General features: G+C 47.1%; 10 protein-coding genes and 2 pseudogenes. 5 read left to right on the forward strand and 7 right to left on the reverse strand.

Annotation, left to right across the window (positions count from 1 at the left end; genetic code table 11):
- Nucleotides 1-188: 188 nt before the first annotated feature.
- Nucleotides 189-1469 (forward strand): bifunctional O-acetylhomoserine aminocarboxypropyltransferase/cysteine synthase, encoded by a 1281-nt coding sequence (locus Q1V74_RS01675; protein ID WP_300646776.1) that lies wholly within the window; start codon nt 189-191, stop codon nt 1467-1469.
- Nucleotides 1470-1514: 45 nt separating this feature from the next.
- Here Q1V74_RS01675 and Q1V74_RS01680 read toward each other — a convergent pair whose 3' ends face one another.
- From Q1V74_RS01680 to Q1V74_RS01690, 3 genes are all read right to left on the reverse strand, one after another.
- A complete protein-coding gene (locus Q1V74_RS01680; RefSeq protein ID WP_300646777.1) occupies nt 1515-1943 on the reverse strand; it encodes a YidB family protein in 429 nt (142 codons plus the stop codon).
- A 62-nt stretch (nt 1944-2005) separates the two neighbouring features.
- The gene (locus Q1V74_RS01685; RefSeq protein ID WP_300646779.1) at nt 2006-3658 is read right to left on the reverse strand and encodes an AarF/UbiB family protein; all 1653 of its coding nucleotides are present in this window, start codon (nt 3656-3658) and stop codon (nt 2006-2008) included.
- Between the two features lie 94 nt (nt 3659-3752).
- Nucleotides 3753-4262 carry a hypothetical protein gene (locus tag Q1V74_RS01690; RefSeq protein WP_300646780.1) on the reverse strand — a complete coding sequence of 170 codons (510 nt, stop codon included), beginning with the start codon at nt 4260-4262 and terminating at the stop codon, nt 3753-3755.
- Nucleotides 4263-4599: 337 nt separating this feature from the next.
- Between Q1V74_RS01690 and Q1V74_RS01695 the strand changes: the two are divergent.
- Nucleotides 4600-4863 (forward strand): annotated as a pseudogene (locus Q1V74_RS01695) (methylated-DNA--[protein]-cysteine S-methyltransferase); the annotation flags it as partial.
- Between the two features lie 59 nt (nt 4864-4922).
- On the opposite strand, the gene Q1V74_RS01700 reads toward Q1V74_RS01695, so the two are convergent.
- The 3 genes from Q1V74_RS01700 to Q1V74_RS01710 all read right to left on the reverse strand — a co-directional run bounded on the left by Q1V74_RS01700 (nt 4923) and on the right by Q1V74_RS01710 (nt 7241).
- The gene (locus Q1V74_RS01700; RefSeq protein WP_300646781.1) at nt 4923-5363 is read right to left on the reverse strand and encodes a DUF1641 domain-containing protein; all 441 of its coding nucleotides are present in this window, start codon (nt 5361-5363) and stop codon (nt 4923-4925) included.
- 10 nt (nt 5364-5373) lie between these two features.
- On the reverse strand, nt 5374-6564 hold the full coding sequence (locus Q1V74_RS01705; RefSeq protein ID WP_260650109.1) for an FAD/NAD(P)-binding oxidoreductase: 1191 nt from the start codon (nt 6562-6564) through the stop codon (nt 5374-5376).
- A gap of 77 nt (nt 6565-6641) precedes the next feature.
- Entirely contained in the window at nt 6642-7241 is a 600-nt protein-coding gene (locus tag Q1V74_RS01710) for a TetR/AcrR family transcriptional regulator (protein WP_300646782.1), read from the reverse strand.
- 486 nt (nt 7242-7727) lie between these two features.
- On the opposite strand from Q1V74_RS01710, the gene Q1V74_RS01715 reads away from it, so the two are divergent.
- From Q1V74_RS01715 to Q1V74_RS01725, 3 genes are all read left to right on the forward strand, one after another.
- Nucleotides 7728-8039 (forward strand): hypothetical protein, encoded by a 312-nt coding sequence (locus tag Q1V74_RS01715; RefSeq protein WP_300646783.1) that lies wholly within the window; start codon nt 7728-7730, stop codon nt 8037-8039.
- 87 nt (nt 8040-8126) lie between these two features.
- The gene (locus Q1V74_RS01720) at nt 8127-8570 is read left to right on the forward strand and encodes a hypothetical protein (protein ID WP_260650106.1); all 444 of its coding nucleotides are present in this window, start codon (nt 8127-8129) and stop codon (nt 8568-8570) included.
- Nucleotides 8571-8698: 128 nt separating this feature from the next.
- Entirely contained in the window at nt 8699-9808 is a 1110-nt protein-coding gene (locus Q1V74_RS01725) for a porin (protein WP_300646784.1), read from the forward strand.
- Here Q1V74_RS01725 and Q1V74_RS01730 read toward each other — a convergent pair.
- Nucleotides 9805-10001: pseudogene (locus tag Q1V74_RS01730) on the reverse strand (ABC transporter ATP-binding protein); the annotation flags it as partial. The gene Q1V74_RS01725 and the pseudogene Q1V74_RS01730 overlap by 4 nt on opposite strands.

The raw sequence follows: 10001 nt of genomic DNA on the forward strand, positions 1-10001 counted from the left end.
TAACCTTAAAAACAGATACTATATAAGCATATAAACGCTTAGGCGATCATATTACGAGAGTGCACGGTACAAGCCCACTCGCTTATATCAAAAAAATATAACGATATACTATTTATTTCTATTTTATATATAAATAAGCCGTTACGATTAGATTATCTTTCCCTTAACTTAGTCCATAAATTTTTATCATGAAATTTGAAACCTTAGCCATCCATGCGGGTTACCAACCAGACCCTACCACTAAAGCTGTTGCTGTTCCTATCTATCAAACTACCTCTTATGCATTTGATAACACACAGCATGGTGCAGATCTCTTCGACTTAAAAGTACCGGGCAATATTTATACCCGCATTATGAATCCCACCAACGCTGTACTAGAAGAACGCGTGGCAGCACTCGAAGGTGGTGTGGCCGCACTAGCAGTTGCCTCCGGCATGGCGGCTATTACTTATGCTATACAAACCATCGCTCAAGCTGGTGACAACATTGTTTCGGTAAGTAAACTGTATGGTGGCACCTATAATCTATTTGCTCATACTTTGCCGCGCCAAGGCATTGAGGTCAAATTTGCACCCCATGATGATATAGCAGCGCTCGAGGCTTTGATCGATGATAAAACGCGAGCTGTATTTTGTGAAACCATTGGTAACCCATCCGGTAATATCATTGACCTAGAGGCACTGTGTGAGGCCGCGCACCGTCATGGGGTACCCGTTATTGTTGACAACACGGTAGCCTCTCCTGCCTTATGTCGTCCCTTTGAATACGGTGCCGATATTGTGGTGCACTCTTTAACCAAATATATGGGAGGCCATGGCACAACAATCGCTGGCGCTGTTGTGGATTCCGGAAAATTTGACTGGGTTAAACACAAAGACCGCTTCCCTATTCTGAACGAGCCCGACCCCTCTTACCACGGCGTGGTATATACCGAAGCCTTTGGCCCTGCCGCCTTTATTGGCCGCTGTCGTGTTGTTCCTTTGCGTAACACTGGTTCGGCGCTTTCCCCTTTCAATGCCTTCCAAATCCTACAAGGTATTGAAACCCTAGCCTTACGCATGGAGCGTCATACAGAAAACGCCCAGCGTGTTGCCGAGTATTTAGCCAATCACCCACATGTTAGCTGGGTGAACTATGCCGGCTTATCCAGCAACCCTGAACACGCCCTAGCACAAAAATATTTCGGTGGTAAACCAGCCGCTATTTTAAGCTTCGGTATCAAAGGCGGGCGCGAAGCAGGCGCAAAGTTCATTGATGCGCTTTCTCTTATTCTACGTTTGGTAAATATCGGTGATACCAAGTCTCTTGCTTGTCACCCTGCCACCACCACCCACCGTCAGCTTAATGATGAGGAGCTAAAACTTGCGGGTGTAAGTAGTGATATGGTTCGTCTTTCTATTGGTATTGAGCATATCGACGATATTTTGGCTGACTTAGAACAAGCCTTAGCAGCAAGTCAATCTGCCTAAGCGAACCACATATCAGCTAGCAAAAAGCCGCAATTGCGGCTTTTTTTACTTTTTAGCTAACAAAGCTAAAACTGTACTCATCATCTGGCTCATATCCACTTGTCCAGACTCATTGAGAATTTTATTGTTTTGACTAAATAGTTTATCAACTACCACAGGTAATAAACTCGATAAATGGTTTAGTACGGAGTCCTGGCTTAAGCCCGTTTTACTGACCAAGTCAGTCACCATATTATTTCCTAATACCTGCTGTAGCTGCGTTGGCGCAATAGGCAGGTTTTCCCCCTGACTCATCCATGATTGCACCACTGCACCTAAGCCCCCCTGCTTAAAAGCCTCAAGTAGCCCATTTATACCACCAGGATATTGATTTACCGCCTGTAAAAATGCCGGCAGTAATGTCGCTTGCTCTTTTTGTTTGTCCCTAAGCATCACTGATGCAGCATTAGCTAACACACTATTTAATAAGCTCATAACCTTCCTTATCTCAAGATCATCTAATACAAATACTTGTCTTTCTTCAATAAAAAACCACGTTATTTGGGCTTAAATAGCCAATACAATAACAGCACACACCCCATGACCGTAGCTATCAAACCAAACCACGCAAATAACGGTATACCCAGCCATATGGGTCCAAAATCAAATAAACGTGGTGCCAAACCCAGAGCAAATGCCGCCGTTACCAAAGCCACACATAAGCGCACTGCCGCAAGTTCTAAAGACTTAGCCACCTTATCTAAATGACGTAGCTCCATGTCTACGCCGATACGGCCATGACGCAGACGGTGCAGCAGTAAACGTAGCGCACCAGGTGTGTCGGCCGCCAGATCATAAAACTCAGCCGCCAAATAGGTGGCTCGCTCTTTAATAGCATGCACATTGTAATGCTCTCGAATCTGCTCATGGATCATTGGCGTAGCCAATTGCACCAAATCCAAATCCGGGTCGACTCGCCGTAATACCCCATCGGCCGTAATAAACGCTTTAAACAACAAACTTAAATCCGCAGGCAGCGTGATTTTCTGCTGACGCGCTAAAGCCATAAAATCCATTAAAGCCAAGCTAATACGTAATTTGCCTGTACTATGCTGAGCTAAAAAGCGCTCTACCGCCATATCCAACTGCACCGGATCCGCATCATATTGATCTGACCATGCTAACAACATCGAAGCCACACCATCGCCACGCCCCTCGGCAAGGGCTCGGAATAAAATCAGCAACTGGGTTTTACGCCGCTCAGAAAGGTGTCCCACCATCCCAAAATCAATAAAGCCAACACGATTATGTGCCATGGCTAACATATTGCCAGGGTGCGGATCCGCATGAAAAAAACCGTCCTCTAGAATCATTTTCAAGACAGCTAGAGCCCCTCGTTTGGCAAGCAAAGCCGGATCAAGCCCTTTGGCGCGTAGCGCTTGCGCATGGGTAGGATTTTCTCCGCGCATAAAATCTTGTACGAGTAGTCGTTCGTTGGTCCATTGCCAGTAAATTTTAGGGAAAACGATCTCTGGATGCTGGGCAAATGCCGCCGACATTTGCTCACAGTTATGTCCCTCGCGTGCAAAATCCAGCTCGTCTCGCAATGCGCTTGCTACATAACTCACCATTTCCTCGGGCTTAAATCGCGCCCAATCTGGGTTTGTCTGTGCAAGCAAATGAGCCCCATGTGCTAATAAGCGTAAGTCTGCCTCGATGGTGGCGCGTAAGTCTGGACGCCGAACTTTTAATACCACCTCTGTACCATCATGCAGGCGCGCCTGATATACCTGCGCCATGGATGCCGCCGCAATGGGCTCTGTATGAAAATCCACAAAGAGCTCGTGAGGATCTGCCCCAAGATCCTCAATCAGCTGGGGCGAAATCTGCTCCCATGGCACAGCACTCACATGGTTATGCAGTTTCTCTAGCTCTGTTGTCCACTCAGGGCCAAGCAAATCATGTCGCGTTGCTAAAATCTGCCCAAGCTTGACATAAGTAGGCCCCAAAGCCTCGATGGCTTTGCGCAACCGCTCTGGTAACGAAAGCTCGGCATTGGCTTTATTTGCTGAGCTGGCTTGGTCTCGAGGCAAAAGTTTACGTAAGCCCAGTTGACTGACTAATCCATCAACCCCAAACCCAATCAGTATCCCAGCGACCTCTACAAGCCGCGCTCGGTCTCTAGCGGCAACGATGGCAGTTTCTAACATGGCGACCCCTTTAGTATGAGCTCCTAAGCATACCGCATTTATACTCGGCTTTAACTGGAGTAAAAAATAAGCAGCCAATCAGGCTGCCCATTTTTTACTCGTAGTGCTGGTCTAAAATACTGGCAAATGCTTGCTCTGCTGTCATCCCCCCACGCATTAAAGCACTGATGTCTTCTGCGTAGTACTGAATATCATCCGGTAGCCAGTCTCGATTAGCACGAAAATAGTTGTATTTATCCACCTCTATTTGATCAGGCGCCACGGCCGTTTTTCTAGCGCGAACGCCAGTACTTTTACGTGCACGCGGTGCCGCACTTGGCGGATTTAAAATTGCTTCTTGTACTTGCTCCAATGAAAATTCGGCTGAAAGCTGATCGCTCACATTGCCGTTTTCATTTAAGCTATGCAACAAGTGCTTGCCATCAAAACCCATTTTAAAACCACGGTGATTGATCACCTGATAAATTGGCGTTTTCGCATGGCCAGGAAACTCAAACTGTACCGTTTGGCCGTATGCCTGCATTTTTTCGGCCACTTCGGTTAAATACTCTACTGACAGGGAGGATAGCTCACCGTCCCAACGTTTTGCGCGTCTGGTAGTCAAAATATATACACCCAAAAATCAAATCAAACATCTGCGCTGCGTTACAGCGGCTCACTATTTTACGCGTTAGCACTGATTTTGTTGAGTTTTTTACACGATGACTTTTTATTATTCACTAACCCATAGCCCTTTGGGCTGGATTTTGTTGGCCACAGCACACAATCAGCTCTGTTGGCTGAGTCTAAGTGACTGTGCTTCAACAATAGAACAATCGTTTTTACAACAGTTCCCTCACTACACGGGTAAGAGGCAACGTCTCCCTACCTCTTATCGAGAGGCGCTAGAGGATTATTTTGTCAACGATCGATTACAAAACCTTGCCATTTCACCACAAGGCACAACATGGCAAAAACGGGTTTGGCACGCATTAACCCATATTCCCTGGGGACAGACTTGGACTTATTCTGAGCTTGCTCACTACCTTGGGTCACCACGATCGGTGCGTGCGGTTGCTAGCGCTTGCGCTAAAAACCCAATCGCCCTATTTATTCCCTGCCACCGTGTTATTGCTAAATCAGGTGCCCTACAAGGCTATCGCTGGGGAATAGAGCATAAAGCCTGGCTACTTGAGCACGAAAAAAGGTCGTGCTCAGGGGGCTAAGCACGACCAACATGCCCAAAAGGCATGACTTACAGCGAACCTACAACAAATAAAAAACCTTAATCTGCATCATAATCCAGCGGTTGATAGCTATTCATCTTGCCGATGACACCAGCAAATGCTAGCAAAAAGGCTAAACCACGGCGCACTTCGGGCTCGCGTGCCATGCGCACTAAACCCATTAGTGTTGGGGCATCTTTCATGTCAGAAACCTGAGCACTCGCCATGCGTGCGGCATTTCCGGTTGCCCAGGCTGCTCCCATCATGTCTTCGCCCGCTTTAGCGATTTTCTCAATCATATATTCATCGGACATGTCCACGAGATCCGCAGCAACCGATGCTAAGTCCACCAAGCGATTAAGTCGCCCACCTGCAATCAAAGGCTCCAGCTTATTAATCAAATCCTGCAACCCCATCAAGGTGGCATCATCTTGTAATAAGTGATCAACCTGCTGGCTCGCCGACTCAGGGGTGGTTGTTTTTTCATGATCCGTTGTCATTGATTTCTCCTTAGATTAAGCCTCGAGCAACCGCCCAATAAGCACCACGGTTAAAACCCTTGCGCATTAAGCCGCCCAACTTATTCGGGGGCGTGGGCTTCACATCCTCGTGATAGTCATACCATAACGGCATACCGTCCTCTAAGCCCATCTGCGCGATCGCTACCACCCGCCCATCATATTTATCCGAAGTGCGACCAAAGCGAATTTCCGAAGCAATATTATTTACCACTACTGGCGACTGACTATGGCATGAACCACCGGCTTTACTAATGGGTAAGTCCACCGTATCACCCAAAACATACACATTTTCCAAACCAATCACTTGTAAGGTTTCATGGTCTGTGGGTAACCACCCCTCGCCATCGGCCGCTTGAGAAATCCCCGTATCTCGTACCGCTTTTACCGCACGAATCGGCGGTGTCGCCATTAAAATATCGAAGTTTTCTTCTTTACCCTCTTCGGAATACGCTATTTTTTTGTCTGGGTCGACTTTGGCTAAGGTAAACCCACGCTGATGCTTGATGCCTTTTTGCTCAAAAATTGGTGGCAAAATATCGCATGTGTCTTTTTGCATAAACAAGCAATTACGTAATAACTGCGATACCGTGGGATAGGTATAAACAATTTCAATCTGATCCCGCACCCCACGGCGGCGCAATAAGTCATCGAGCATCAATGTGGTTTCAATCGGAGCGATACCACACTGATGGGGCACATTGTGGGTTTTAGGAAAGGTTACGGTAATAAAAATCCGCCCTTTTTCAATGGTTTTTAATTTGTCCGCTAACTGGCGTGCGGGCCCATGCTGATAAAAGTGATCGCCCGCTTCTTTTAAGCCTTCGATACGCTCAGGAGCAGGGATACAACCAGTCGAAATCACCAAATGGTCATAGCCAAATTTTTTACCGCTTTTACATTCCACCTGTTGGCTACTAAAGTCAAAATGTGTGACCTCTTCTACCTGAAAATCAATTTCAGGGCGGAGCAAACTACGTTGGGGTCGGCGTAGCTCATCACGAAAAAAACTATCAAAGGCCACGTACATAAAAGCCGGTTTGTAATAGTGCCAGGGAGAGTTCGATAACAACGTAACTTTGACTTTTCCTGTGCGAATTTCAGGGTACATTTTGGTGACCAAATGATTAGCTGTCATCGTGCCACCAATGCCCCCACCAATAATTAAAATGTGGTGTGCCATCGCTAAACTCCTTAAGTAGAACGAACATTCGTTCTAATGATTGGCCTAAAAAATGCTCTGTTACCAGAGCACCTACACTAAGCTGCGCTCAGCGTGTCCCAAGTATGGCGCCAAAGTTCATCCAGATAATGCAGTAAGGAGTCCGTAATCACATCATCCAAACGCAAACATACTAAACGAATTGCCGCACCATACATGAATGCGCTTGCTACAACCGGATCCATGGGTTTTAGCTCGCCGCTTTCGACGCCCTGCGCCACAAAGCGGCGCATACGTACAAAAGCCGAAGCCGAACAGATGGATTTTTCTCCGGGTAGAAATTCCTGATGTCGAGCATGAATAATAAAAGCCATCGCATCGGGCTCGGCTTCGGTCAGCTCAAACAACATATGAATCACTGCTTTACAGCGTGCTTGAGCCTCTGTGTGTTGTTGCTCGATATGGTCAAGCAAATCGTCCATGCGTGCTAACAGATGTTGGTATAGCGCATGCGCAATACCGGTTTTGTCTTTAAAGTGGTGATAGGTAAAACCAACCGACACCCCGCCCGCTGCAACAATTTCCTGCACAGAAGTGTTGAAATAACCTTTTTGGCTAAAAAGCCGTAACGCGGCGCGCAATACCGAGGCATGACGCGAACCCATATCGGGAAACAATCTACAGGTGGATTCAAGCATAATCAATAATAGAACGAGGATTCGTTCTAGAGCAATGGTTTAGGTATAAAACTAGCGATAACCCTTAGAGCCGATATTTTAAAACCGACTCGTTGGCACGCCATAACAATACGTGCTTTAAAAGCGATTATAAAAATAAAGTAAAAAACATTGCGATAAAACAACGACCAAGTACAAAACCCCTTGATTTTTTCACAGAGAAAAGGAAACAGTTCCCAAAATGGGGACTTACCCCTATAATAGAGCAATTATTATCAACTCAAGAGGTTAAATCGTGGATACAGACGAATGTAGTCGATCTAACATCGCGCGTATCGCTTAATCAGGATTTCAGCCCTCTTGCTGCGTCCTGTTTAGGCAGGATGTAGACCAATCATCTTCCGTTCTGGAATTTGCTTTTCTCCTATATCTCCTTTTTGCATCGTGTAGCCTAGCACTAAGTGATGCGCGCATTATGTTTTGATTCTTTCTTTACCGGAGATCAACATGCGCTTCACCCAATTTTTGCGCCGGCTAGGTGGACGAGTTTCTTCTCGTGCCTACAACCCGCGCTATCGCCTCACGATTGTGGGCTCAAGCAACAGCTTACAGAGCATTAAACAACCCCTATACCAGGACTTACGGTCCATAGGGGCATCGATCACGCGTGCCCAAAGCGCCTTGCTGCACGAAGGCCAACATGCGTGTACAGAATTAACCATTCACTGCACCGCTGATCGCCCCTTAGTCTTAAACCGCCTTGCCCTCAAACTGGGGCAAAAAGACGGTATTCGTCGCGTACACGTCGAAGGTCACTAACAATATTGCATGCTCAGTATGCCTTAAAGGAGGCAGGGGCTGTTGCACCCTTTATCTGCAACACCATTTGTAATTTAGGAGAATATCATGCGTTTTTTTACTAAAAAAATGGCAGATGCCAAAATGCGGCACCGTTTATCCATTCGCTGCCACAGCGAACAGTTTGACGCCTTGCGCGATATTGTACGCGCTACTGGCTATGACTATGGCTTGTTATTACGGGCTTGGCAGCAACAGATTTTACGCCAAGGGCGCGATCACTCTGAGCTGAACTTCAGCGTCGAGTTTGATGCCCACGCCGATCAGTCCACCGCATTTTTACAAAAATTAGTCCAGCGTACAGCAGACATGGATGTACAAAGCATTGGCTTAGAAATTCTACAACACGCCGCCAAGCCAATGGCACGTCCCAAACTTAACGACACCCCTGTACGCCAGCGACTACGTGCTATTACCCGACCTCGCTATCAAACGCCACAACCCCACCAGCCTTTATGGGGCATGTTGGCTGACCGTTACGATCAATACTAAGGAGCCCCCATATGGACGATGAACCGACGGGAAGGTTAACTCCCACTTTTTTATCAATTCCTGACTCCTGCGCCACCTAGGGCAAATCACTTTGCTCTAAGGCGTAGTGAGTCCTTATGAGCAAAATCATGTTGAAACACCCTTTTTTTCCTCTTTTTACTACCGTTATTCTGTCTTCTCTCACCCTACCTGTTGCTGCAGAGAGCGCTTTACAGCTCTATGGCACGCTCGATACGGGCATTAGCTACACCAAACAAAGCGGTGAGGCTCGTCACCGTGGCTTAATTAACGGAGGGCAAACCGATTCGATTTGGGGACTGCAAGGCAGTGAAGATTTAGGTAATGGCGCCCACGCCCTGTTCCAATTAGAAAGCAGCATTGACCTACTTAGTGGTCAGCTCGAAGAAGATGCGCTATTTGATCAAAGTGCCCGCCTTGGCTTACAACATGAAGGCTGGGGGACACTGTACTTAGGACGCCAAAACCCCGTCTCACAACAATTTAACGAAGAAGTTGAGCTCGCGGGCTGGAAAGACTTTGGCTTAGGCGCACTGATGCGTAATAGCGATAACTACCAACAAAATCAAAGCATCCAGTACTACACACCCTCCTGGGCAGGCTGGCAAGCCGGTTTGGGCTACCAAGCCGCCGACTGGGACAAATCCTCACTGACGGATCAACCTGAGCGTTTTAATGGTGCTCTACGCTTTGAGGGCGAGAATTTGTACGCGGCCATCAGCTATGATCAGCACTTACAGTCTCGTCACCCCTACACCCCAAAACACGCCAAAGCCTTACAAGTCAGTGCTAAATACGACTTTGATGCTTTTACACTTGCTGCGGCTTGGGCAAGGCAAAAAAATGGCTTTGTTGGCTTAAATGGGGGCGAGCAAGCCGCAGAATACTGGGAGGTTGACGCATTAGAAGGCTATGGCGCACCTGAGTTTTTGCAAGGTGGTAAAGTAGATAGCGTTTTTGTCGGTGCCGCCCTGTCATTGGGCCAAGGGGAGCTTATTGCACAATGGAGTCTTGCTAAACCTAACTGGCACTGGGAGGAAACCCAGAAAAAAGCCCGCAAAGTCCAAGTGTATTCCTTAGGCTATGTCTATGATTTATCAGCCCGCACCCAACTCTATGCTTTTGGTGCTTACGGTAAAAACTACCACTTGGAGCAGGTTTTTGATGCCTCAAATAGCAGCAGTCGTCGTGCTGCGATTGGGCTCACACATCATTTCTAAGATTTAGGAATGACGTTTTGAGCATGCTGGCTCACTGCAGCGATGGGAAGATCATACAGTTGAGCAAGTGTGGTTAAGGTCAGGGTGTTGGCAGTATCTCCGGCTGCCATCACCTGGCCTTTTTTCAATAACAAGACCTGATCCGCAACCCGATAAGCATGCTCAGGCTGATGCGTACATAAAAATATCGCTA

The sequence above is a fragment of the Paenalcaligenes sp. genome (assembly GCF_030152715.1).
Lineage (GTDB): Bacteria > Pseudomonadota > Gammaproteobacteria > Burkholderiales > Burkholderiaceae_B > Paenalcaligenes > Paenalcaligenes hermetiae.